At 66.5% G+C, this 1,839-nt stretch carries 1 protein-coding gene; it reads left to right on the top strand.

Annotated features, from left to right (window positions below; genetic code table 11):
* Window positions 1-321 precede the first annotated feature (321 nt).
* Window positions 322-1,839 (top strand): ISL3 family transposase (locus ACFYOW_RS49530; protein ID WP_387299147.1); only part of this gene is annotated, 1,518 nt, incomplete at its 3' end.

Below are 1,839 nucleotides of genomic sequence, written 5' to 3'. Positions count from 1 at the left end.
CCCATCTACCAACGCGGACAACAGCTTTCACCAACAAGTGAGGGGCGGCACCGCGCAGCGGTGCCACCCCTCAACTCACTTCGACACAGACCCTAAGCCTCGATTCACCGACGGTCTGGCGGCCGTCTGGGGTGTCGTGAATGAAGAAGTGCCCTTTGAGCTGGGATGATCACTGTTGTCTAGGCAGTGAGTTGGTCCAGTTCGGAAGGGCACTTTGGGTGCAAGTTTCGGGATCTGGCACAGACTTCGTGATTGACCCGTTCGGGATGCGAAGGGGCGGTTGATAGTTCATGATGTCGCGGGTGTTCTGATCTTGAACCGATGGCGGTCCTGTTCCCGCATCTGGACGGTCTGCGAATCGAGCTGATCCGCGCGGCGGGCTCAACAGTACGGATCGAGGCCGCCACCGGCGGCGATCCCGTCGGCTGCCCCGAGTGCGGGATGCTGTCAGGCCGTGTCCACAGCCGGTATCAGCGGCGGTTGTCGGATACCTCGATCACCGGCCGGGAGGTCGTGATCAGGTTGCAGGTCCGCAGGTTGTTCTGCGACAACTCCGATTGCGGCAAAACAACTTTCGCTGAGCAACTGCCTCAGCTGGCCGCCCGCCACGCCCGCCGCACGCTGATCCTGGAACGGGCGTTATGCGCGGTCGCGCTGGCGTTGGGTGGCCGCGCTGGGGCGCGGCTGACCCGGCAGTTGGCCGCGACGGTGAGTCGGATGACGTTGCTGCGCCAGATCCGGGCGCTGCCCGATCCTCAGACCTCGATCCCGCAGGTGCTGGGTGTCGACGACTTCGCCCTGCGTCGCGGGCACAACTACGGAACGATCCTGATCGACATGCAGACCCGCCGCCCGGTCGAGGTCCTCGACGACCGAACCTCCGACACCCTCGCAGCCTGGCTACGAACCCATCCGGGCGTCGAGATCGTCTGCCGTGACCGGGCCGGCGCCTATGCCGAGGGCACCGCTGCCGGAGCGCCGGACGCGGTGCAGGTCGCCGACCGCTGGCACATCTGGCACAACCTCGGCGAGGCAGTCGAACGCACCGTGGCACGCCACCGCGCCAGCCTCACCGCCGCGATCGCCGAACCCGAACCGCAGAACCGGCCCGACATCACCGACGTTGCCGCCGAAATGCATCGCGGGCCCGTCACACCCGATCAGCGGAAGGATCGCACCGCAGTCCGCACCCGCCAGCGCTGGGCCGAGGTCCATGCGTTGCTGGCCCAGGGCACGACCATCCGCGCGATCAGTCGTGAGCTGGGGCTGGCCCGAGGCACCGCCCGCCGCTTCGCACGCGCCGAATCGGCCGACGAACTGCTGGTCAACGACCGCACCGGATACCGCATCAGCGTGCTCGAAGCACACAAATCCCACCTACATCAGCGGTGGAACGAGGGCTGCACCAACGCGACCCAGCTGTTCGAAGAGATCAAGGCCCTCGGCTACCAAGGCAGCGAGAGGATGGTGCGCAACTATCTACACCCCTTCCGCGCCCTCGCGCTCATCCCGGCCCCGCCACGCAAACCGCCGGCCGTCCGGAAGGTCGTCGGCTGGATCATGACCAACCCCGCCGCCCTTGCCCCCGAGCACCAGGAAAGTCTCGATCGGGTCCTGGCGATCAGTCCAGAACTTGCCGCTCTCACCGGGCACGTCCGCGCGTTCGCAGAGATCATGGGCGAGCGGCGCGGTCGAGATCTCGAGCGGTGGATGGTCGCCGTCGACTCCGACGATCAACCGGCACTGCACTCGTTCGTCCGTGGCCTGCGCCGCGACCAGGACGCAGTCACCGCGGGCCTAACCATGGCATGGAGCAGTGGAACGGTCGAAGGGCACGTC

Origin of the sequence: Nocardia sp. NPDC006982 (assembly GCF_042869435.1) — a bacterium.
Taxonomy (GTDB): Bacteria; Actinomycetota; Actinomycetes; order Mycobacteriales; family Mycobacteriaceae; genus Nocardia.
The sequence above is the reverse complement of the archived record's forward strand: the minus strand, read 5'-3'. Positions and strand labels throughout refer to the sequence as shown.